Below are 20,937 nucleotides of genomic sequence, written 5' to 3'. Positions count from 1 at the left end.
TGATATGACACAGAAGAGACTTCTGGCCACGATTGTAGGTATCGTGACGGTTGCAATGGTTGTTGCGGTCGGGGTATCGGGAAAGCAATACTACGACAGCAAACACGGGCCGGTATCGGTCTGCGGAATATTTCGCGATGCCGTCGGGCTGTACCCCGGCAACAAGGTTACGATGCTGGGTATCCACGTTGGCAATGTGGAGCGTATTGAAACGGTAGACAACCACGTAAAGGTGGAGATGACGGTCGACCGTGACGCCACTTTGCCAGCCGAGCTCGGTGCGGTGACAATCACGAGTTCGATTGTCACTGATCGTCACGTAGAATTGACTCCGGCATATACCGGCGGCTCAACATTTGACACCAGCAAGTGTATTCCTATCGAGCGCACTAAAACTCCGGTCGGATTCACCGAGTCAATGAGAGCGATTACCAAGCTTTCGAATGATATTACCGGAAAAGCGCCTGATTCCTCTGATCAAGACGCTGCCCCTGACGAAGTAAGTCGCGCGCTCTTTGTGCTGGCGACGCAAATCAAAGGTAGTTCCAAGAACCTAAATGGGGCAATTCGAAATATCTCCGGAATTCTCGGCGATACCGCATCGGCGGCAAACTTCGTCCTGCGGCAGGTGCTCGATAATGTGGGACAAATCAGTAAGGGATTGGATAACGGAAGCAACGCAATTTCATTTGCTGTTTCGGCTCTGACCGACGGTCTGAATATCGCCAGACGAGTTACACCCGATGTCATCGGTATTATCAACGATATTTCGCACTGGATATCGCCGATCGCTAATCTTGCGTATAAGTATGGTCCCACGCTAATTAGGCTAGTTGACTGGGCGTGGCCGATTCTTCATGGAGTTCTGTCGGACGTTCCTCGTGTAGTGGACATCCTCAAGCAGATCCCTCCAGCCGCTCAGAACCTGCTGAAGATGTTCGATACGGATATCAAGTCCGGAAGACTTCAGTATCGCCCACCCAAGTTCCGGGTCGATCCAGAGCTAGTTACGCATATTTGCGGACTGGAGCCTCTTCGCCTGAACGTTCCGACCTGTATGCGCGACTTTAAGTCAGGAGACAAGATGGATCTCGGGATCGTCCAGCTGGTTCTTGCTGCGGTGGGGACGGAAGGATGACCGCGCGGCGAGTTGTGAATATGTGCGTTGCGCTTGTGTTAGCGGGATGCGCACTGGTCGGCTGTTCCATTCGACCTCTCGATTTGCCGTTGCCGGGCGCGCGTATCGATGGCGACACGTACGAGATCAAGGTCGAGTTCGAAAGTGTTCTGAACCTGCCACTGCGCACACGCGTCGAGCTGAACGGTGCAACGGTCGGGATGGTGAACTCCGTGGATGTTCGAGCTGTGCCGAATGCGCATATCCCTAACGCGGAGCCGGATCATCAAGCCTATTACCGGGCCACGGCTATTCTGAACATCAAGAATAATGTGGAACTCCCGGTGGAAACCACGGTTGACGTGCGTCAGCACACGGTCTTTGGTGACACCTTCATTGGCCTGACCATTCCGACCAAGAGTTCTGGGCGATTACTGCACGATGGAGATACCATTCCACTAGCGCAGTCGAAGCCGGCTGATGCCGTTGAAGATTATGTGATGACCGTCGTCGGCTGGGTCAACGGTGGCTCGATCCCGTTCATTCAGAGCTTCCTGACGAACGTAAACAGCGCGGTTCCGGCGGACGCTGGTGAATTCAAGAAGTTTATTGTCAATGGCACCGTGGCACTTCACCGTGTCGCCGAGTCCAATGACAAGCTGAGCCATATTCTGAACCGCGCAGAGGCGCTGATTGCTGATGCTGGAAGAGCGGATGACGTGTGGCAGTTGCTCTTCCAGCGAGCTCCAGTCTTGCTGAAGGTAGTTCAAAGCGTATTTCCGAGTGTTATGTATTTGGTGGAGGGTATTCGGGATATTGCGAAGTGGGGTACCCAAGCAGGGCCGTCCCGCAACGCTGTGATTACCACGTTCCTTGGCGTGTGGACCCCGGTAATTCAGTCGATTATGCTCGCGCCGGATGAGATTCCGCGAACTATGTCGGCCGTGGCGGCAGTCTTGCAGAACAAGATTGTTCCATTTTTGTCCGGACAAGGTCGCCCCAACGTGATCATTACCGATATTCGGCCTGAAACGCCAAAAAGTGCTCTAACCGGAGATCCGAAGCGCGACGCGAAGATCGTGGCAGCTAACGACCAAGCATTCCGCAATCGACTTCTTCCAGTCCTGAAGATGTTGGGGTTTGTCAGATGAGAAGTAAAATACTGCTGTCGTCGATCGCGATGGTGACACTAGCGCTATGCGGTGTTGTCTATTTAACACTTGGTGTGTTTGAGTATCGGCCGACGCAAAGGTCATTCAACCTTACTGTGGAACTACCGAACTCGGGTGGTCTCATGGAGACGTCGCCGGTGACTATTAACGGTCTGCAGATCGGCAAGGTTACCTCGCTAAAGGAGGGCTCGGGCAATGTGATTGCCGAGCTCGAAGTGGATGCGGCTTATCAGATTCCACTCGACTCGGAAATATCTGTCGCCAACTTGTCAGCTGTGGGCGAGCAATATATCAACTTCGGTCCACGCACGACTAAAGGTCCATTCTATTCAGACGGTGCCAAGATTGCGGCCAATCGAGTGACCCGACCGATAACTATTACCGGTGCCCTTAACGGTCTGAACGACATGTTCGACCAGGTATATCCAGAGGATATAAACAACATCTTGAAGGGTGCCTCGGATTCGGTCGCGGGAGTTCAGCCCAATATCGCACGTATGGTTCGGGCCGCGAGCCTTTTCGCGACCACCGTTCGGCAGAACAAAGAACTTGTGGGCCGCGCACTCTCTCTGATCGCAGGTGCCACGACTGAGTCGGATCGTGGACCAGAGCTGGCGAAAGAGGCCGCTCAGCGGCTCGCTGCGATGTTTCTTCCGGAGATTCCCGGAATCATTGATGATGCCATCCAGATTGTTGACTCGAGTCGTGGTGTGAAAATTATTCCCTACCACGATATGGTCCACCGGATTATTGGCTATATTGAGCTGCTCGTTGCGGACGTAGCTCCAATTCTGGATATCATTCAGCCAATTCTTCTAGATCCCATCCACACCATCAAGATTGATGTAAACAAGGCGATGGACGCAATGCTGGCTGCATTTCCGAACGGGAAGGGTATGCGCCTACTAATAAACATCCCGCGGTAATTGTGGGCATTCGAAAGAAGGGTGAGAAAAATGGGTACAGGAAATACGCCTGAAGCAGTCGATGACAGCGAGGTCGTATCGCCTACTCCTACGGATGCGTCCGATGTGACTAGTGGGACAGTTGGTGATGGCGACAGCGGGGCGAAGGAGTCCGCGGTCGCCAAGGAGAGACCGACTGAAGAAGTGGAAACCGATTCTGCAAAGAAGGCGAACGGTGGCTCGGCCGCCGACGAGGACGAAGACGAGTCCGTCGGATCGACGAAACAGAGTGCGAAGTCCGCTCGTCCTGTCGGTCGATCGGGACGTGGTCGCGGAAAGTCTGACGGCGATTCCCGGGCATCGCGGTGGGCCGAACAGGGTGTGCGCGTCCCCTTCCTGGGACTCGTAGCGCTCGGTGTGGCGTTCTTGGTTGCCGTGTCTGTCCTCGGCTACCTGTACTGGCAGGAATCCGATCGGAATAGCGATCTGGAGGGAACAGTCGCGGCGCAACGCCAAACGGAACAGAATCGGTCCGCCGCGTTGGCCGCCGCGAAAGATTTTCTTTTCACGGCCAATAATATCGACTACACGAATCTTGATCCGTGGTTCAAGCAGATGACCGAGCGTTCAACCGGGGCGTTCCGTGATTCGTACCAGCCGGTGCAGAGCGGTATCGGCGAAGTTATCAAGGCTTCCCAACTGAAGATAACCGGCAAGATTAGTCAGGCCGCGATTTCGTCGCAGACAGACACGACGATCCGGGTACTCGCGCTGGTTGATCAGAAAGTTCAGTCGATAAAGCTGACCAAGGAGACACCGGTTGCCACGGCGATGTACGTCGACCTTATGCAAGACAAGGGTGTCTGGAAGGTCTTTGGAATGAATCAAGCCGCTGACCAAACCGTACAGAGCCCGGAGAACAACACCGGTATTCCTGTGCCAGGGGCGCCGGCGGCAACTACTCCGGCTCCCGCGCCCACACCGTGACGGTTGGGGGTCCAAGTCGCTTCGGGCGGCTCGGACCCCCTCCGCGCGCGGCGCGCATATTTGCGCAGTTCATCCGTTGGTCGAGATCCCGGGGAGTACAGATATGTCTAGTTCGACGCTTCGATCTCATCCGACGTTCGCATGTCTACTTGCTGAACTATTCGACAATACGTTTCGCTACGACGGTTCTCCGGTGACTGCCACCGAGATAGCCCGGCGAATAGCTCCCAACCGGCGGGCCGTCAAAGAGTCTTATCTGTCTCAGCTCCGAAACGGCATCGCGAATGAGCCGAGCCTCAAGGCGGTCAGCGCGCTCGCCGACGCATTCGACGTCGATATTGCCTATTTCACCGTGCGCTTCCAAATGCAGCATGCCGATATATCGCCAGCCGAACGAGTTAGCAGGGCACGAGTTGTCCACAATGTCGAGTGCTACCGGTTGGCGTCGGCGATCGCCGACCTTCCGCTAGCTCAGCGAAATGTAGTGGTTAGCCTCATTCAGATACTTCACGAGCACAACCGCCCGGCACGAATTAGTGCTTGACCGTCTGGTCCGTGCTACTGCGTTAATTGCCCGCCACCGGCGAGCACGGTCAAGTGTTCACGGACCGGCGAGGTTTCGCGTCGACGCCGCGCTCTGGCGCGGGCGACAACCGGTCCGAGTTCAGGTATCCATTCGATGGCCAGGTCGGGTGCGTGGATCACCGGGTCGAGTTTTATAAGCAGCCCGATGGTTCCCAGTGCCATGCGCGCGCCAGCGATTAAGTCCGGAGAGAAGGTTGTCTGTCGAAATACATTAGATAACTTGGGATCGATCGCCTCGATGAGGCGTTGCTGGACCCACGCTTGATCAACCGCGAAATCTGGATCGACCATCGGCTCCAAGTACGGCTGTAGCACCTGACTAAGAGCGGAGAGGTCAAGTTCACGGCCTTCGGTGAGAAACCCCCAACGATGAATCATCGCACCGAGGTCTCCGATGTCGCCGTTGAGCAGCGCATCCATCGCATCAACTGTCATCGCGGTGAAGTTCTCGGGGAGTGGTGCACAAGCGCCGAAGTCCACGACACCTAGCCGACCATCGGGTTGGATCCGATAGTTGCCGGGGTGGGCGTCGCCGTAGAGAATTCCGCAGCGATGCTGGCTCCACATATTAAAGCGGATGATTTGCATACCGATCCGATTGCGTTCATTCTGCGTGGCACCGCGCTCGATAATTGACGATAACGAAGTGCCTCCGATCCACTCAGTTATCAGTACATCGCCGGCTTGCTCGACAACTTGCGGTATCAGAACGTCCGGGTCGTCAGCATATACAGTCGCGAAGAGTCTTTGATTCTGGGCTTCGTGGGCGTAATCGAGTTCTTCGGAAATACGGTCACAAATTTCGTCGACGACGGCTCTCATTTCGAGTCCCGGCATCATTGCGCCCACCGCGAACGAGAGAAGCCGCAGCTGTGCCAGATCGGCCTCGATCGCACGCTGGGCGCCGGGGTACTGGATCTTCACCGCGACTTGGCGGCCGTCATGCCAAACAGCCTTATGGACTTGGCCGATCGACGCCGCTTTGGGATGGGCCATGTCGAATTCGAGGAATTTGTCGTGCCAGTTCGGTCCGAGGTGTGTCCGAAGCATTTCGTCTACGAGGCCCGGCAGCATCGTCGGCGCCCCTTCTTGAAGTTGTGCGAGGGCACTGCCGTACGCCTCAGACAGTTCGGGTGGCAACACGCGATCGAACAATGAGAGGATCTGCCCGACCTTTGCCGCGACGCCTCGGAGCGAACCGAGCACTTCGAAAATGTGCTGAGCCGTGCGCTCGTGAATCTCGCGCTGAACGTCGTCGGCAGACTGCCCGGAGGCCCGTTTAACGACGCCAACCGCACGACGACCAGCGAATGCCGCAGGAATCTTCGCAACTTTGGCGGTCCGTCGCGGGGCACCATCGTTGGGGTTGAAGTCACGCAACACGCGCAGTACCCGGCCACCGTCACGTTGCTGAGTGGACATTGGACTCCTTTGGCTATATCCAGTTAGAACACGGTACCAGGCGGTATGCAGTGATTTGGTGTTTTGAACTAACCTTCTGGGACGGTTGACCAGGCTGGGAATGAAAGGCTCCCCAAGTCCGAACGGACCTGGGGAGCCTCGTATTCAGTTGTGATTGCTGTGGTGCGATCGAGTGCTACGACCCGGTGACCGTCTCGGCCACGTTGAGGACCCGGTCGACGACGGCGTCCCCGGCAATCTTGTGGCCAACACCGGCGACCGCGTTCGCGCGGCTGGGGGTCAACTGACCAGAGACCAGTCGAACGGCGCCAGGCGCGATCCGGCTGATCCAGTAGCCGAGCCACGACTCAGGGCGAACTGGGATGACGCCGCCGTTGTACTTGGTGGCTCGCACGATCCCACGCGCGATGTAGTCGGGGGATGCGAAATAGGGGCCAATCTTTTCGACGAACCGGCCGACGACGGCCTGCGCCCGATCTTGGACGTCTTCGTCAAATCCGGTTTTCGAGACGACCTTGCCCGAGGTGAGCAGCTTGGTGGCCGCAACTCCCGGACAGATCGCCGTGACGCCGACCTTGTGCGGCGCAAGCTCCTGGCGGAGGCATTCACTGAACATACGTACCGCGGTCTTCGAGACGCAGTACGAAGGCGTCAGAGCGAACGGGATGAATGCGAGACCGGAGGAGATGTTGACGATCTGTCCGTGCTTCTTCTCCACCATCAACGGGGCGAATGCACGACATCCGTTGACAACGCCGTCGAGGTTGACCGCCATCTGGAAATCCCAGTCTTCCTTGGTGTGCTCAAGGAATCCGCCGCCGATACCCATGCCAGCGTTGTTCACGATGACATCGGGGGTGCCGTGTTCCGATTCGACCTGCTTGGCCAGTGCCTGCCACGCGTCGTTGTCGGTGACATCGAGCTTGTATGAGAAGGCTCGGCCGCCTTTCGCCTCGATCAGCTTGACGGTTTCTTCGGCTGATTCGACGTTGATATCGGTCGACAGAATCGTCGCGCCCTTCTTCGCGAATCGCAGCGAAGTCGCACGGCCGATACCGCTGCCGGCTCCGGTGATAAGTACGAGCCGGGGATTACTAATACCTTTTCCGAACATGGGTAGACCTACTTTCCTGACTTGGCTGGGGTCGGCTCTTCGGCAAAGGCCTCGGGAGCGAAGATGGGACCTAATATTTCCGTCGCCTTGCGGAGGACGAGACGATCGGCAAGATTGCCGGCGAACTTCAGACGTGCTGGTGTTGCTTGGCCGATAACTATGCGCATCAGCGTCGGCGAGGCGCGGTGCGCGAGATAGCCCAACCAAGCTTCGGGACGGACCGGCACAACAGCCTGGTTGCGTCGTGCGGCACGCTCAATGGCCCACGCAATGCGGTTCGGCGAGCGGAAGATCTGGCCGTACTTGACAGCGACTTCGCCAGCAACTTCCTTCTTATGGTCCATATCTTCGATGCCGACGTCGCCGTGGAACTCGGAGTTCTTAACGATATTTGTCGCAACAGCGCCCGGGCAGATCGCGCTCACGCCGACGTTATGCGGCGCGAGTTCCAGACGCAGGCATTCGCTGAACATGCGAACCGATGCCTTGGAGACGCAGTACGACGGCATCATGCCGAAAGGTGTGTAGGCGGCGACTGATGCGATGTTGACGATATGGCCGTGCCGGGCCTCCACCATCAAGGGGGCGACCGCCCGGCAGCCGTTCACGACACCGTTGAGGTTGACGTTGATCTGGCGATCCCAGTCATCTTTCGAGTGCGCCAAGAAAGCGCCCACCACGCCAACACCAGCGTTGTTGACGAGTAATTCAATGAGTTGACCCTCATCACGAAGCCGCTTCGCTAGAGCTTGCCACGCGTCGTCGTCGGTGACGTCCAGACGTTCTGATCTGGCCTTTCCGCCGGCGGCGATGATCATCGCGGCGGTCTCGGCAGAGGTTTCCGCATTGATGTCGGTACAGAGAACCTCGGACCCTGCTTTGCCGAACCGTAGCGCGGTTGCCCGCCCGATCCCGCTGCCCGCGCCGGTAATTATTACAAACCGGGGGTTTCGAATTTTGCTTGTCATGAGAGTTAGATCCTTTCCAGGATGACTAGTTGCACGTGGCGATTGGTAATTGCCTGGAGTACGGCATAGATGCCCAGGCTGCGGATTACTAATTTGGTCCAGATTTCTTCGCGCTCTTGATCGGTAGCGATGTGGCCGCGCATCGGAACGATTTTCCCGTCCATGGCCACCTCGATCTCGGGCTTCGCCTTGATGTTGTGCACCCAGCCCGGCGACTTCGTGTGGCCGCCATAGGTAGGTACGAGCACAAACCGGTCGTTAGTGTGCAAAACGCTCGGCATGATCGATTTCCGGCGAAGTCCGGTCTTACGGCCGATTGTGTATAACTCAACCCACTTGACATGCAATGTGGTGGTGTACCCGATCTTTTGGCCAAACCGGAATAGTGGACCGGTAACGATATTAAGGAGCTGAGCTCCAATTCGATGACCGTTGTCCCATACTGTCGAAATTACGCTCACTGAGCGATCTCCTTTTCTTGGTCTGGGACGCGAAGTACCGCTTTCCCAAGGTTGACCGCGGGTTTGCGTAAAAGAATCGCGAGCCGCGTGTAAATCGAACTAACCCGCACCGTGAGGAGGGGGAATGCTCGTTGCATCCACCACGCTTGCCGGCCGAACCACGGCTTAATCACGAGCGCCCGGTTTCGATCGCAGCCCTTGAGGACCGCGCGGGCGTGGCCGACCGGACTTGCGATGATGAACTCGGGAACGAACTTGGAGAGAGGCTCAACCAGGTCGTATCCCTTGCGCGCGATGTTTATCTCGTCGGTTTCGCCAAGTCCGGAGTTGAGGTTCCGGACGATATTGGTGTTCACCGCAATAGGGCATACACAGGTGACTTTGACGCCGTGTGCGGCTGCTTCACCACGAAGCGAAAGGCTCATGCCGACGACGGCGTGTTTCGCCATGTTGTACGGCGCCATGAATGCCAGCGGCACCATGCCGGCCATCGACGCGGTGTTGACGATATGACCAAAGCCCTGCTCGACCATGATTCGATACGCGGCGTCCACGCCGTAGGCGACGCCCATGATCATCACGTCGCCAGCCTTTTGCCAGTGCGCGACCTCGAGTTCTTCGGTCGGACCACCGATTCCGATGCCCGCGTTGTTGAAGATCATGTCGAGTCGGCCGTGCTCACGTTTGACGTCGTTGACCACCTTGGCGACCGCGGCGGCGTCGGTGACGTCGAGTTTGCGCGCTTCCACGAGTGACCCGCCACGGCCGTTGAGTTCCGCGGCTACTCTTTCGGCACCGATCTGATCGATGTCGGTGACGAGGACGTAGAAGCCACGCTCGGCCAGGACGGTCGCATAACCCATGCCGATGCCCGATGCGGCACCGGTAACTATCGCTGTCTTCACGAGACCTTCTCTCCGGTTTCTGGGACAGCGTGGAAGCTGAGCCAGCTTGGATGTTCTGGATCGAGCACGATCGCCTGGCCCTTGATGTACTTGTTCACCTTGGGGCCGAGCAGGTGGCGCGGCCAGCTGGTACGGGTGACCGCTACCCGCAACCGATGGCCGGCGGGTAAGAACGCGGCCGTGGCATTGAGTTCGATATCCAGATCGTGGGGTTCGTCCGGAATCACCGGCAGCAGCGACAGCTCGGTAAGCGGGTGTTCGGGTCGGACCAGCTGGCCGTTGACACGCAGGCTCGCGATCTCGTCGACCGCACGTCGCGTCGAGCGCAGGGCACCGGCGGTGACCACTGCCGAGCTGCCGTCGGGCGCGACGTCACACACGGTGACTGCCCAGAATGCTTCGGTGCCATGTGCCAAGACACGCAGATGCAAATTGAGATAGCCGGACAGCTGGAGGTCGCTGGTCAGCGGTTTGCTGGTGAACGACACCGAGCTGGCTTCGGAGGAGCGGTTATCGGAGAACCACCCCGAACCCAGCATCGAGAGCGCACCCATCGCGGTCACGTTCGTCGCGTAGGAAAAGAAGCTGATTCCTCGCCGGGGAAGCTCGAACTGAACTGCTCCGGGTGTCTTCGCAGGTCCGAGCGATCCGTCGATGGCAGCGTGGCGAGCTGCGCCGCTGGACTCCCCGGAGAGATACCAACGTTCGACTTGCGCCTGTGGGTGTGGGAATGCCGACTGGGTCAGCCAATCTCCGGTGCCGAGCTCGCGAAGTGTGACCGGACCGTACGAATCGATGCCGTTCTCCTGGTGCTGAAGCCAGCGATCGAAGAATGCGCACTGAAGCTCGTTGAGCCGCTGCGGATGATCGTCGGTACCGAAGCCCGCACCTGGGTTCAGGTGGTACGCATCGTCGATGACCAGCTGCTTTTGGCCCTTAGCGAGGCTGAGCCGCTCGAACATCTCGGTGTTCGATCGTGCGAAGATGTCGTGCCAACCGCCGTGAATCCAGGTGGCGGCTTTGATGTCCTCGATCTTCGGTGGCCGCTTCTCCGCGTCGGCGTTGTAGAAGCTCTCGATGTGATCTTCTTTCACCGCCATGCCCAGGATGGTGCCGAGCATCGTCAACGGACTGCGGAACCGATCCCCGATGAACTTGCTGGCGACTCCGGCTCGCAACAGAGCGGGGATCGACGGTGCCCACTTCGCGAAGTTGACGACCGCGAGCCAGCCGATAGTGAACACCGATTGCGCGCCGCCGGTCTGGATCCAATCCTTGGCGACGTCTGCGGACCCCTCAACCGCAAACACCGCCTTCAATCCCTCCGGCTGGTTGCCAGCGGCTTGCAGCGCAACGATCGCGCTGTAGGAGATTCCGGATAGCGCGAGGTCACCGTTACACCACGGCTGATTGCGAACCCACTCAAGCGCCTCGATCGAGTCCTGCTGCTCGCGCTCGCTGAACATCTCCATGATGCCCGTCGACGATCCGGTGCCACGCACGTCGATCATGACGTAGGCGTAGCCGCGCGAGACCAGGGTTTGGCTCGCCCGCAATACGTCGGTACCGCCGCCGCCGAGCGCTCTGATCAACTCGCGTGGCCCCGCGCGACCGGTGGTGGTAGGCCCGATAACGCGGCTGACCAGCGGACCTACTCGGTCGGCGAGATCGAACAGCGGGGCGCCTCGTGAGATGGCCATCTTGTTGTACGGGGTGAATGTCACGACCGTGGGAAGAGGGCCTTCTACTGGCTTGCCGCGCGCGGTTGCCGGTCGGGTGATGTCGGCGGATAGTACGGTTCCGTCGCTGAGACGGATCGCCGCTCCGCGGTCCACGTGCCGGTGCGGGTACTGCCGCGGACCGATGTCGAACCGCGTGGTCGGCGAGACATTTGCTTGCGTATCGGCCGGTGGTGACTCCGGTTGGGTCATTTCGGTCGGCTCCTCTCCTTCGGGACTCCGACCGGGGTCGAGTCCAAGGCATACTGTCTCAGACAGCATAGGTCACTGCGGCGCCGATAGTCCAGACTTCCGTCACTGTCCCAGACGGTGTAACTTCATCGGTGATGGCGCGCTTTCCGCACCGGGAAGCGCGCCTTGACAGCCAGGAAACGGATACCGCGCGACGCACAGGTCAGTCGATCGAGTCGTACGGAACCGCAAGCTCAGACCGCCGAATGCAAGGGAGACGCGATGGCAACGGCGACCAACAATGCCTCGGTGAGTACCGGGCAGGCGTGGTCTCCGCGTGCAGTAGGTTCGCTCCCCGGAAAGCCGCAGCTTGACGTCGTGATCATGCGCGCCGGAGCAGTTCTTAGCCGTTTTTACCTTCTCGATAACTACCGATATTCGAGTATTCCGGGCGGTGGTGGCAGATCGTCGGACCCGCCCCTCAATGACGCAAGTTCCCAATCGGAGTTCGTGGATGCGTAGAACTCTCAACCATATGTGTGCCGTATCCGCCGAGCCCTATTCACAGCCGCTAGGCGACCCATGCGGTAGACGCGGCTCGCTATATACCTGGAGGTCAAGATGACAACCATAACGCGATTGCTCGGCCGGGCATTCGATTTAAGATCAAGAAAAGGGGTACAGGTGATGACGGCTTTAATCATCGTCGGTGTTGTTGTAGTCGTTCTGGGCGGTCTGGCCGGCCTTCTCGCACTTTACCTATTGAGAAAATGGGCGAAGCAAGTACTGAACGGCGGTGGCAGCTTACTCAAGCCGGTGCCAGCTTCAGAAGTCGACGATTTCTTCGCGACCAAGGCGTCATTCGTCGTATCGTCCGAACGAACCTTCAATCACACACCAGATAAGGTGTGGGCCGCTCTCAACAGCAATGGGGTGTTCTCTTGGATCCCGTTGATCGACGGGATCCGGTACACGAGTGATTCGCGCGGAGTGGGCGCGGCCCGGCTCTTCGACGGCAAACTGGTCGCGGCAGCCGAAGAAGTCACTCGGTGGGATGAGAACCAGCGCCTGACGGTTCAGGGCACTCGGACCTCGGTACCGATCGTCATCAAATCCTTCGCCGAGGAGTATGTACTGACGCCGACAGGTTCGGGGACGACCGTGACTTGGACTATTGCCGCTCAGCCGAAGTTCGGCGGGATACTTCCGCTGAAGTTGGCGGCTCCGTTTATCCGGCCGTTTATGAAGGCCGGAATCCGCGGTCTCGAGACAAGGGTGTGACGTCGTGACGGTCCAATGCGAGCAGCGCCCGACCTCCAGGTCGTCGATAAGGCCGGTAAGTCTGTGTGAGTCAGCTTGGGTTCTGCATGCGTTGGAAGTGTTAAGCGACCTTCCACGTCGGCCGAACTCAATAGCGGTGGGATTGCGAAACCTGCATATGATCACTGGCCGAATGGAAGAGGGTCGTGGGGTAGCTGTAGTGCGTCCGTCGAGGGGTGTACGCACTTTGCGGAGAGGGTAGTCGCCCGCTCAGCACGGTAATGGGGAGAAGGACAGGTAGGTCCTTCTCCCCATTACCGTATCTACCGACAGGCCCGACGCCCTTCTATCGACAGGTAGGTCGGCCATCTTTTGACCGATATGGCGCAATACAAAATGAGGGGAAAGACCGTGGCGGTCTTTCCCCTCATTTCTTTGTTGCCTGGTGCTTACCGAAGTCTGGCGACAGTCAAGACATCGGGCACGAGGCGGCTGTAGAGCGGACGTTTGATCGACCGCTGCTCGACAATATCGAAGCCTTTGGCTGTGATCATGTCGCGCATCTGTGCTGGTGAAGCGGCATGCGCTGGAATTATCGGCAGCAGCGTAACCATTTGCATGGGCTTAGCCAACAGTCCCTTCGGGTTGATCGCGGAGATCGCGATTATGCCGTTGGGCTTGAGGACTCGGTTGTATTCGGCGAGAGCCTTGGGCTGGTCGAAGAAGTGGAACGCGGTAGTGGTGATCACCGCGTCGACCGAGGCATCTGGCAGAGGTAGCGCTTCGGCTGGGCCTTCGCGCCAGTCGACCTTGTCGGTGCGCGCACGGCCTCGGGCGAGCATGCCTCGCGAGGCATCGATGCCGTACACGCTGTCGAGTCCGAGTTCCTGCTGGATACGAGTGGTGAAGATACCCGTGCCGCAGCCAATGTCGGCGACGCTGCCAACCCCGTGCTTACGAAGCTGAGCCAGTACGTCGTCGTGTGGCGGTTTATACATGACTCGTTGCAGTGCTCCGAAGTCGTATGCCATTGCGGCTACGTCGAAGAACCGGGTGATGAGCCCGTTGAATCCACGCTGTTGTGTAGTAGTCACTTAAGTCGCGACCCCCGTCTGTTCCTGATCAATCTCGTTGAATGTTGTCTCAGGCGCTGTCGTCGAAACCTCGACGGCAGGAGGCGTTGGCGGCGTGTTGGCCGCCTTGTTATGCCTGCCGGCGAGAAATGCCGTGTAAGCGGCAAGGCCCACGGTTCCTAACGGACGAGTGTGACGCGAGGTGATGGCCAGCCCTAGTGCCAATTCGGTCAGACCGTTTCGATACGTCCAGCGTCGGGTCTTCACAGGAAATGCCTTGGCAGTCAGCGGGTCGAACGCTTTGGGTGCGGTGAAATGCGCCGCTCCCGTGCTCGCAAGACCCAGACCAAACAACCTGGCCTTTAGGCTGTCGGGCGGATAGCTGTGGATGACCACTGGATGTTTCGGAGTCTTACCGGCAATGAGGGACTGGCTCGCAGCCTGCCGCCTCCGTTTACGCTTACCCATAGGGTTTGCCCACCTCGTTTCGCATTCGTCCAGGTCGATAGGGACCAGGGGCCCGGCCTAAAAGGGCTAGGTCTTCCTCGCCGCGCCGGTGAACCGACAGTAGCACGCACTGACTGAGACAGGCTTTCAAATGGCGAAGTTATCTGAAATAGTTTCCGTGTGTGATGATCGGCGGATTTCCAGAGGGACGGCTTGTCGTGCATTACCCTCACTGTCTGAGATAGACCACCGCTGTTCGATGAGAGGACGAAGGTTGGCATGAGCTTCGCAAGTAGAGAACGCGCTGCGTTGGTAGCAACGATGAGGGAGGTCGGCCCCGACGCTCCGACCATGTGCGATGGATGGACCGTGCGCGATTTAGCGGCACACCTGCTGCTGCGGGAACGTCGCCCTGACTCGGCCGCTGGAATCCTCCTGCCGATATTCGCGGGGCGCACCAGGAAGGTGCAGAACCGAATCGCAACCCAGGACTGGGACGTGATGCTCGCGAAACTGGCCGGTGGGGCACCATGGTGGTCGCCGATGAGCTGGGCCGAGGCGTTGGTCAACGGAATGGAGATGTTCGTTCACCACGAAGACGTCCGACGCGCGCGGGAGGGGTGGCGACCGCGACAACTCACCGCTGGTGAACAGCGCTGGTTATCGCTGTTCTTGCCAGTTGGCCTGTTCACCTACCGACGATCGCCGGTGCGAGTGGTGGTGGTCGTGCGCGGCGGGTTGCGATTCATCGCGAAGCCGTTCCGTTCCTCGACGGTACGACTGCAGGGGGAACCCTCCGAGCTGCTGCTGCACGCACTCGGACGAAACAACGTCGAATTGGACTACACCGGCGACGTCGGAGATATCGCGCGATTGGACTCGCTCGCCCGCACGGTCTGATAATCTGTCTGACACAGCAGTACACACGTAACTTCCCGGAAGGGGACGTACATGCCTTTTCGTCCGGAGGAAGTCGACGCTTCGTCAGACTTCTACCAGAACGCCCCTATCGTTGCTCGCGGTCACGCCGAGTTTCCGGTGCCAGCCGAACGGCTGTGGGAGCTGGTCGAATCGTTTGAGTGGATGCCCGTGATATCGGCAAAGTGGCAGAACTCGGAACCCAATGGTCCGGGTGCCCGCCGTCGCCTTTCGCTAGGGCCATTCCTGCTCAGCAACGAGTTTGTGACGCGGTACGAGAAGAACAAGGAACTCGCCTTCTACATCGGCGAGGTTCCGGTTCCCGGCGCCCGTGCGATCGCGGAAAAGCTGGAGGTCGAAGACTTGGGGCCGCAGCGAAGCGCGCTCACCTACACCTTTGCACTCGCGCCCAAGTTCTTCCCTAACGTTCAATTGCATCTAGTGAACGCAATCGCCGCACCGATCTTCTCGCTGGTCGTCAAGATCGGCTGGACGTTCGGACTCTGGCGCACTCGCTAATGACCGCGGCGCAAGCAATGGTGGGGACCGTCGAGGCGGTCTGCATCCTCCATGAAGAGCGCCCGATCGTCGGTCCATTCGGTAGAACATCGATCGATAAGAGACCAGTCACTGGCGAAGTATCCGTAACCGAGTTCGGGCTACAGGGCGACAAGGTCAGCAATACGCGTGACCACGGCGGCCTGGTGCGCGCCGTTTACGCGTATTCATCTTCTGAAGCAGAGCGCTGGGAGGGTGAACTTGGCCGGAAACTCAGTCATGGCTGGTTCGGCGAGAACCTGCGCATTCGCGATATCGCCGTTTCCGACGCTGTAATTGGCGAGCGCTGGAACTTTTCCGGCGGCGTGCAAATGGAAGTGACCCTTCCGCGGATACCGTGCATCGTTTTCGCCCGCTGGGCAGGTGAAGCCAAGTGGGTGCGCCGTTTTGCCCAGCGCGGGGATGTAGGAGCGTACCTTCGTGTTATTACGCCCGGTCCCATTCGGGTGGACGATTCCGTCGAGATAGTGCACCGACCTGCTCATCAGGTCACGATCCGCGACTTCTTCGGCAACTCGGCGTCTGCCGAGAACCTGGAAAAGCTGATCGCTGAACCCGAGTTGATGCCCGAGGTGCGTGCTGAAGCGCAGAAGCGGCTAAAACGCAGCCGGCGATAAGCCGATTCGACTTAGGCGCCACAACTACTACTTTTGTACTGAAGGTGATCTACATGGCCAGCACTGGCAGCAGAATCAAAGGACTGACCCGATCCGCGAAAGTCGCGAGGCTTCCGATGGCGATCATGGTGCAACGCGCCACCTCGTTGGGGGCGAAAGTACTCAAGCGCGCCGAGGATGGGGATTTTGAGCTCGACGATGCCTTGATCAACGAGGCAGCCGAGCAGGTCTTCACTGTCCTCGGCGAGCTCAAGGGTGGAGCGATGAAGGTTGGCCAGGCGCTTAGCGTGGCCGAAGCCGCAGTGCCTGACCGGTTTATGGGGCAGTACCGAGATGCGTTGTCACGCCTGCAAGCCGGCGCACCGCCAATGTCAGTGTCGTCGACCCATCGTATGCTCACGCAGCAGCTTGGTAGCAAATGGCGCACGCGGTTCGAGCGATTCGACGACCAACCGATTGCCGCGGCGAGTATCGGCCAGGTGCATAGAGCCGTGTGGTCTGACGGTCGCGAAGTCGCGGTGAAGGTGCAGTACCCTGGCGCCGAAGAGTCACTCATGGCTGATCTAAAGATGTTCCAGATGTTCTCCGGGGCCTTTAGCGCGCTATTGCCGGGCTACAACTTCAAAGGCATGATCGACGAGTTCATCGCCAGTACCGCAGACGAGCTTGACTACCGTATCGAATCGGATTATCAACGCAGATTTGCTAAAGCCCTGACACCGAACGACCCCAAATTTTTCGTACCGAGGCTGGTCGCGAGTTCTCCGCGGGTGATGGTGTCCGAGTGGATGGAAGGTACCTCGCTCACCAAGCTGATCCAGTCGGGTACTGAAGATGAGCGAAACCGAGCGGGCAATCTTCTTATTGAGTTCGCGCTGAGTTCTCCGGAAAGATTCGGTCTCGTACACTGCGATCCGCACCCGGGTAACTTCCAGCTCCTGTCGGACGGCCGACTCGGAATCATCGACTTCGGCGCTTCGATAGAGATACCCGGTGGGTTTCCAGAGTATTTCGGCGAACTGGTCCGCCTTGGCCTCAATGAGGATTACGATGGCGTTGTCGAAGTGCTCAGACGTGAAAAGTTCCTCAAACCGAACGCGCCGATCGACTATGGCCCTCCGCTACGTATCTGGGGTCCATTGATCGAGCAGCTCAAGACCGGGAGTATCCATGTGTCTCGAGATCTTCTGCAGGACTATGTCGGCCGCGCGATGAAAGTTGAAAACATGTCGGTGTCGAACGCATTAGCGTTCTCTCTGCCGGATAACGACACCGAACAGTTTCCGATGCTCGGCCGTGTTGGCGCCGGGATAATCGGTATATGCGCACAACTAGGCGTGACAGTGGAGTATCGGCCTCTTCTGGAGAGGTGGCTGTCAGGCTACGCAGTGGCCAGCAGCTAAATAAAGTTAGCTCGACCGACGGAGATGAAACACCATGGTTGACCACATTCAGTCGAGACCCGGCAATATTGTGATTCGACTAGCCAGTCAGCTGTTGCGAGGCGCGCTGGGAGTACTGAACTGCTTCCGCGTCTTGCTTACTGCCCTGGCGCTTGTCTTAGGAGTCGTGTGCATCTCAGGCATGCAGCTTGGTGTGGCGTTATACGGATTGACGGATAAATCCATCGGTGGTGCGGGGCGCTATGTGAAGAATCTCGTACCGGGCGGATATTCGAGTCGGGATCAGCGATGACCGACTATGCTGACGAACTCATCGACTTCGCCCGACGATGGTTTCCTTACGGCGGCGGAAGTAACGAAGATATACTTATCCAATTCGGGATAAGTGAGCATGAATACTTCCGCCGGCTTCGCGAAGCGTTGACCATGAGAAGGCTTGATCCAGCTATCGCATCGGCAATCGAAGCCGTCGCCATTCGGCGTTTGCGTCAGAAGTAGTCGCCTCGTCGACGTCGCGCATCATGTCGTCCAGGAATGTCCGGTCAAGGGGGAACTGTGATGTCTGAGCAGGGGATGTCGCGCGCGGTCGCGGGTGCGGAGGCTAGTGCCATTTCGGCACTGAGACAGACGATCACCAATACGGTGCGCCTGGTGGTCTCGCCGGCCGGACCGCCCGAATGGTCAGGAATGGATGTCCGCGACTACGCGGGGTCGCTACCAGCTGATACCGGCGCTCTCATTGGCTATGTGCCGCTGGCCTCGGCATTGTGGATCGACGGGACCGGGTCGGCTTATCGCATTCATTACTCGACGATGAATCAGCACGGGCAGGTAGCCACCAGTACCGGCGCGGTGTTTTTGCCCGACGGCGCGGCACCGCACGACGGCTGGCCGGTCCTGGCCTGGGCGCACGGTACCGTCGGGCTGGCCGACTTCTGTACGCCGTCGGCCCAACCGCGTTTGCAACGAGATTCCGATTATCTATCCCATTGGCTGAGTTGTGGCTACGCCGTCGTAGCCACCGACTATGTCGGCCTTGGGACACCGGGTATGTTGAGCTATCTGAATGGACGAGTGACCGCGCATTCAATCGTTGATTCGGTGAAGGCGCTGCATGGGCTCGCCGAAGAGGCCGATGATGTGCGGGTCGCGAAACGGTGGGCCATCGTGGGCCAGTCTCAGGGCGCTGCCGCGGCATTGAATAGTGCGCGACTTGCGACAGAATTATGTAGTGGATCGGGTCTGGAGTATCGCGGCGTCGTCGCTACCGGTACACCGGCCTATTCGGAATACTTCATGCTGCTCGGCGGACCGGCATTGCCACCGATACCGCTGCCGACTCAGTTCAGTGCGTATGCATGTTTCCTGCTGGCCGCATTCATCGAATCGCGTCCGGATTTACAGGTTGAGAAGATTCTTTCACCGCACGGCCATCATATTGTCGAACAGGCGCAGAAACTGTGTTATCCGGCAATGCGAAAGCGTATTCGCGGACAGCGATTGTGTAAGATCTTCGCTGCGCCAGTATTGTCGATCCCTGGTATTCGGAAGGCGCTCGCCGAATATATGAGTGTTCCGGTAAAGGGCTACGACCGGCCGATATTCTTGGGCCATGGGTTACTTGACGTCGATGTTCCGATTACACTGGTACTCGCCTTGTATCTTCGGCTAAAGTTGCGTCGACAGCCGGTTCAAATACATATTTATCCGCTGCGTGACCACTCTGGGGCAATGTACGCGGCACTTCCAGACGTAGAGAAATTTCTAGCGGATATCTTGAGGTAGCCTGAACCGGCTTTGCGATCACCGAACAACGTGGTCGCTAAAGAGACCCCAATAAACAAATGCGATGCGGGAGTCCAGGAGAGGACTCCCGCATCGCAGTTATTGCTGCGGGGTGTTAGCGGCGGACTACGCTCCGCTACTCACCGCTTCCTTCTTCTTCGGCTGCGCCTTCTTCGCCGGCTGCTTCGGAGCTTCGACGGCGGCAGGCTGCTTCTGATAGGTGTAGACATTCTTATCGTAGAAGCGGTTCTCCCACCACATCGTGAACTGGCCTTCTGGGCGCACCAGCGCCGAGTCACCCTGGCTGTTGATGTAGAAGGTATTCGACGACTGGCACACCGACTTGTAACCGGTCTTCTCGACCTTGGCGGTGCAGCGGTGCCAGTACTCGTCGTGTATTTCCTGGCGGATCTCGACGCGAGTCGACTCACGCTTGTTCGCCTCACCGATCGCGCGCACGATGTGGGCGCAGGCAGCTTCGATGTAGGAGTGGTAACTACTCGGAGCGTATCCGTACGGACCAGTGGTGAGGAAGGCGTTCGGGAAGTTCGGCATCGACACGCCCTGGTATGCCTGCAGGCGGTTCTCCTTCCAGAATTCGTGTAGAACAATCCCGTTGGCACCGACCACGCGGAATGGTGCGAACGAATCCGCTTCGGCGACCTGGAATCCGGTCGCGCAGATGATCGCATCGAACTCGTGCAGGTTGTTCTCGCCGCTGACCAGGCCCTTCTTGTCACCTCGGGTGAGCGGTTCGGTCACCAACTTGACGTTGGGCCGTTTGAAGGTCGGGAAGTATTTGTTCGACACCGAAGGCCGCTTGCAGCCAAGCGGGTAATTGGGGGTCAGCTGCTTCGCCAGGTCAAGGTCGAAGCCGACATTTGCCCAGATCCACGCAGTCTGCACGGGCTTCACGACGGCCGTCGCGAACCGGAGCATCCATGGCTGGGCCAGCTGCACGCCGCCGCCGACGCCGATGGAGATGACACCTCCGGCGACGAACCGAATGACCCTGCGCAGGAAGATCCGGTTGAGTACGAACTGGGTGAATGGCCCGACCTTCCAGTCTGGCTTGGGCGCGGCCCAGATACCACGACGCTGGAACACGGTCAGGTGCCCGGCCATCTTGGCGACTTCTGGAATCAGCTGCAGCGCCGAGGCGCCGGTGCCGATAACCGCGACCTTCTTGCCTTCCAGCTTGTAGTCATGGTCCCACTGCGACGAGTGCATGAACTTGCCCTCGAACGACTCGATGTCGGGGACGTCGGGTAGCCGCGGGATCTCGATACCGCCGACGGCGCCGATGACGAATCGAGCGGTGACGGTCTTG

The 20,937-nt window shown here is 58.5% G+C and carries 22 protein-coding genes; 13 read left to right on the top strand and 9 right to left on the bottom strand.

What is annotated here, in order from left to right; genetic code table 11:
- Positions 1–4 precede the first annotated feature (4 nt).
- From GOEFS_RS22635 to GOEFS_RS22630, 5 genes are all read left to right on the top strand, one after another.
- A complete protein-coding gene (locus tag GOEFS_RS22635) occupies positions 5–1,138 on the top strand; it encodes an MlaD family protein (protein ID WP_007319460.1) in 1,134 nt (377 codons plus the stop codon).
- A complete protein-coding gene (locus GOEFS_RS18435) occupies positions 1,135–2,268 on the top strand; it encodes an MlaD family protein (RefSeq protein ID WP_040525516.1) in 1,134 nt (377 codons plus the stop codon). Before GOEFS_RS22635 ends, GOEFS_RS18435 begins: the two co-directional genes overlap by 4 nt.
- Complete coding sequence (locus GOEFS_RS18430; RefSeq protein WP_007319458.1) at positions 2,265–3,215, top strand: MlaD family protein; 951 nt, start codon at positions 2,265–2,267, stop codon at positions 3,213–3,215. The genes GOEFS_RS18435 and GOEFS_RS18430 overlap by 4 nt, the downstream gene beginning before the upstream one ends.
- A gap of 105 nt (positions 3,216–3,320) precedes the next feature.
- On the top strand, positions 3,321–4,181 hold the full coding sequence (locus GOEFS_RS18425; RefSeq protein ID WP_138918059.1) for an Rv1363c family protein: 861 nt from the start codon (positions 3,321–3,323) through the stop codon (positions 4,179–4,181).
- A gap of 103 nt (positions 4,182–4,284) precedes the next feature.
- A complete protein-coding gene (locus GOEFS_RS22630; RefSeq protein ID WP_007319456.1) occupies positions 4,285–4,725 on the top strand; it encodes a helix-turn-helix domain-containing protein in 441 nt (146 codons plus the stop codon).
- 14 nt (positions 4,726–4,739) lie between these two features.
- Here the strand turns inward: GOEFS_RS22630 and GOEFS_RS18410 are convergent, their stop codons facing one another.
- The 6 genes from GOEFS_RS18410 to GOEFS_RS18385 all read right to left on the bottom strand — a co-directional run bounded on the left by GOEFS_RS18410 (position 4,740) and on the right by GOEFS_RS18385 (position 11,567).
- Entirely contained in the window at positions 4,740–6,188 is a 1,449-nt protein-coding gene (locus GOEFS_RS18410; RefSeq protein WP_007319455.1) for an ABC1 kinase family protein, read from the bottom strand.
- Positions 6,189–6,363: 175 nt separating this feature from the next.
- On the bottom strand, positions 6,364–7,302 hold the full coding sequence (locus tag GOEFS_RS18405) for an SDR family NAD(P)-dependent oxidoreductase (RefSeq protein ID WP_007319454.1): 939 nt from the start codon (positions 7,300–7,302) through the stop codon (positions 6,364–6,366).
- A gap of 8 nt (positions 7,303–7,310) precedes the next feature.
- Entirely contained in the window at positions 7,311–8,270 is a 960-nt protein-coding gene (locus GOEFS_RS18400) for an SDR family NAD(P)-dependent oxidoreductase (protein ID WP_007319453.1), read from the bottom strand.
- Between the two features lie 5 nt (positions 8,271–8,275).
- Positions 8,276–8,731, bottom strand: coding sequence for a nitroreductase/quinone reductase family protein (locus tag GOEFS_RS18395; protein WP_007319452.1), 456 nt, complete (start codon positions 8,729–8,731; stop codon positions 8,276–8,278).
- Complete coding sequence (locus tag GOEFS_RS18390) at positions 8,728–9,636, bottom strand: SDR family NAD(P)-dependent oxidoreductase (protein ID WP_007319451.1); 909 nt, start codon at positions 9,634–9,636, stop codon at positions 8,728–8,730. The genes GOEFS_RS18395 and GOEFS_RS18390 overlap by 4 nt, the downstream gene beginning before the upstream one ends.
- Positions 9,633–11,567: a CocE/NonD family hydrolase gene (locus tag GOEFS_RS18385; RefSeq protein ID WP_007319450.1), complete on the bottom strand. Its 1,935-nt coding sequence runs from the start codon at positions 11,565–11,567 to the stop codon at positions 9,633–9,635. Before GOEFS_RS18385 ends, GOEFS_RS18390 begins: the two co-directional genes overlap by 4 nt.
- A 261-nt stretch (positions 11,568–11,828) precedes the next feature.
- Between GOEFS_RS18385 and GOEFS_RS18380 the strand changes: the two genes are divergently transcribed.
- Entirely contained in the window at positions 11,829–12,068 is a 240-nt protein-coding gene (locus GOEFS_RS18380) for a hypothetical protein (protein ID WP_040525515.1), read from the top strand.
- Between the two features lie 165 nt (positions 12,069–12,233).
- Complete coding sequence (locus GOEFS_RS18375) at positions 12,234–12,827, top strand: SRPBCC family protein (RefSeq protein WP_007319449.1); 594 nt, start codon at positions 12,234–12,236, stop codon at positions 12,825–12,827.
- A gap of 428 nt (positions 12,828–13,255) precedes the next feature.
- Here GOEFS_RS18375 and GOEFS_RS18370 read toward each other — a convergent pair whose 3' ends face one another.
- Positions 13,256–13,900 (bottom strand): class I SAM-dependent methyltransferase, encoded by a 645-nt coding sequence (locus GOEFS_RS18370; RefSeq protein ID WP_007319448.1) that lies wholly within the window; start codon positions 13,898–13,900, stop codon positions 13,256–13,258.
- Positions 13,901–14,347 (bottom strand): DoxX-related protein, encoded by a 447-nt coding sequence (locus GOEFS_RS23850; RefSeq protein ID WP_007319447.1) that lies wholly within the window; start codon positions 14,345–14,347, stop codon positions 13,901–13,903.
- Positions 14,348–14,605: 258 nt separating this feature from the next.
- Between GOEFS_RS23850 and GOEFS_RS18360 the strand changes: the two genes are divergently transcribed.
- From GOEFS_RS18360 to GOEFS_RS18335, 6 genes are all read left to right on the top strand, one after another.
- Complete coding sequence (locus GOEFS_RS18360) at positions 14,606–15,226, top strand: TIGR03085 family metal-binding protein (RefSeq protein ID WP_007319446.1); 621 nt, start codon at positions 14,606–14,608, stop codon at positions 15,224–15,226.
- A 51-nt stretch (positions 15,227–15,277) separates the two neighbouring features.
- A complete protein-coding gene (locus tag GOEFS_RS18355) occupies positions 15,278–15,763 on the top strand; it encodes an SRPBCC family protein (protein WP_007319445.1) in 486 nt (161 codons plus the stop codon).
- Positions 15,763–16,419 carry an MOSC domain-containing protein gene (locus GOEFS_RS18350; protein WP_007319444.1) on the top strand — a complete coding sequence of 219 codons (657 nt, stop codon included), beginning with the start codon at positions 15,763–15,765 and terminating at the stop codon, positions 16,417–16,419. The genes GOEFS_RS18355 and GOEFS_RS18350 overlap by 1 nt, the downstream gene beginning before the upstream one ends.
- Before the next feature lie 53 nt (positions 16,420–16,472).
- Entirely contained in the window at positions 16,473–17,822 is a 1,350-nt protein-coding gene (locus GOEFS_RS18345; protein WP_007319443.1) for an ABC1 kinase family protein, read from the top strand.
- Positions 17,823–18,110: 288 nt separating this feature from the next.
- Positions 18,111–18,320 (top strand): DUF3263 domain-containing protein, encoded by a 210-nt coding sequence (locus tag GOEFS_RS18340; protein ID WP_040525513.1) that lies wholly within the window; start codon positions 18,111–18,113, stop codon positions 18,318–18,320.
- A 60-nt stretch (positions 18,321–18,380) separates the two neighbouring features.
- Positions 18,381–19,607, top strand: coding sequence for a lipase family protein (locus GOEFS_RS18335; protein WP_007319441.1), 1,227 nt, complete (start codon positions 18,381–18,383; stop codon positions 19,605–19,607).
- 126 nt (positions 19,608–19,733) lie between these two features.
- Here the strand turns inward: GOEFS_RS18335 and GOEFS_RS18330 are convergent.
- Positions 19,734–20,937, bottom strand: a 1,204-nt coding sequence (locus tag GOEFS_RS18330; RefSeq protein ID WP_007319440.1) for a flavin-containing monooxygenase, incomplete at its 5' end; no start/stop codon positions are given.

It is taken from the genome of Gordonia effusa NBRC 100432 (assembly GCF_000241305.1).
Taxonomy (GTDB): Bacteria; Actinomycetota; Actinomycetes; order Mycobacteriales; family Mycobacteriaceae; genus Gordonia; species Gordonia effusa.
The sequence above is the reverse complement of the archived record's forward strand: the minus strand, read 5'-3'. Positions and strand labels throughout refer to the sequence as shown.

What these genes read in the sequence shown, in the direction of transcription:
- GOEFS_RS18360 (WP_007319446.1), top strand. Translation starts at nt 14,606, where the DNA reads ATGAGCTTCGCAAGTAGAGAACGCGCTGCGTTGGTAGCAACGATGAGG.
- GOEFS_RS18400 (WP_007319453.1), bottom strand. Translation starts at nt 8,270, where the DNA reads ATGACAAGCAAAATTCGAAACCCCCGGTTTGTAATAATTACCGGCGCG.
- GOEFS_RS22635 (WP_007319460.1), top strand. Translation starts at nt 5, where the DNA reads ATGACACAGAAGAGACTTCTGGCCACGATTGTAGGTATCGTGACGGTT.
- GOEFS_RS18405 (WP_007319454.1), bottom strand. Translation starts at nt 7,302, where the DNA reads ATGTTCGGAAAAGGTATTAGTAATCCCCGGCTCGTACTTATCACCGGA.
- GOEFS_RS18430 (WP_007319458.1), top strand. Translation starts at nt 2,265, where the DNA reads ATGAGAAGTAAAATACTGCTGTCGTCGATCGCGATGGTGACACTAGCG.
- GOEFS_RS18435 (WP_040525516.1), top strand. Translation starts at nt 1,135, where the DNA reads ATGACCGCGCGGCGAGTTGTGAATATGTGCGTTGCGCTTGTGTTAGCG.
- GOEFS_RS18380 (WP_040525515.1), top strand. Translation starts at nt 11,829, where the DNA reads ATGGCAACGGCGACCAACAATGCCTCGGTGAGTACCGGGCAGGCGTGG.
- GOEFS_RS18385 (WP_007319450.1), bottom strand. Translation starts at nt 11,567, where the DNA reads ATGACCCAACCGGAGTCACCACCGGCCGATACGCAAGCAAATGTCTCG.
- GOEFS_RS18340 (WP_040525513.1), top strand. Translation starts at nt 18,111, where the DNA reads ATGACCGACTATGCTGACGAACTCATCGACTTCGCCCGACGATGGTTT.
- GOEFS_RS18410 (WP_007319455.1), bottom strand. Translation starts at nt 6,188, where the DNA reads ATGTCCACTCAGCAACGTGACGGTGGCCGGGTACTGCGCGTGTTGCGT.
- GOEFS_RS18345 (WP_007319443.1), top strand. Translation starts at nt 16,473, where the DNA reads ATGGCCAGCACTGGCAGCAGAATCAAAGGACTGACCCGATCCGCGAAA.
- GOEFS_RS22630 (WP_007319456.1), top strand. Translation starts at nt 4,285, where the DNA reads ATGTCTAGTTCGACGCTTCGATCTCATCCGACGTTCGCATGTCTACTT.
- GOEFS_RS18375 (WP_007319449.1), top strand. Translation starts at nt 12,234, where the DNA reads ATGACGGCTTTAATCATCGTCGGTGTTGTTGTAGTCGTTCTGGGCGGT.
- GOEFS_RS18350 (WP_007319444.1), top strand. Translation starts at nt 15,763, where the DNA reads ATGACCGCGGCGCAAGCAATGGTGGGGACCGTCGAGGCGGTCTGCATC.
- GOEFS_RS18355 (WP_007319445.1), top strand. Translation starts at nt 15,278, where the DNA reads ATGCCTTTTCGTCCGGAGGAAGTCGACGCTTCGTCAGACTTCTACCAG.
- GOEFS_RS18335 (WP_007319441.1), top strand. Translation starts at nt 18,381, where the DNA reads ATGTCTGAGCAGGGGATGTCGCGCGCGGTCGCGGGTGCGGAGGCTAGT.
- GOEFS_RS23850 (WP_007319447.1), bottom strand. Translation starts at nt 14,347, where the DNA reads ATGGGTAAGCGTAAACGGAGGCGGCAGGCTGCGAGCCAGTCCCTCATT.